At 75.0% G+C, this 260-nt stretch carries 1 protein-coding gene; it reads right to left on the bottom strand.

The window, feature by feature from the left end; all coding sequences use genetic code 11:
• Positions 1-260: hypothetical protein (locus PUR56_RS08880; RefSeq protein WP_329948474.1), on the bottom strand; the 260-nt coding region annotated here is incomplete at both ends.

The raw sequence follows: 260 nt of genomic DNA, 5'->3' as shown, positions 1-260 counted from the left end.
GCCGCCTGGGCGACGTCCTCGTGGGCCGCGAGGGCGTCCTCGATCTCACCGGGCTCGACCCGGTAGCCGCGGATCTTCACCTGGTCGTCCGCCCGGCCCAGGAAGTCCAGCAGGCCGTCGGCCCGCCAGCGCACCACGTCACCGGTGCGGTACATCCGCCCGCCCGGCTCGCCGAACGGGTCCGCGACGAACCGCTCCGCCGTCAGACCGGGGCGCTTCAGGTAGCCGCGGGCCAGGCCCACGCCGGAGACGTACAGCTC

The organism is Streptomyces sp. BE303, assembly GCF_036290945.1.
Taxonomy (GTDB): Bacteria; Actinomycetota; Actinomycetes; order Streptomycetales; family Streptomycetaceae; genus Kitasatospora.
Note: the sequence above shows the minus strand (reverse complement) of the source record. Positions and strands in the feature narration are given on the sequence as shown.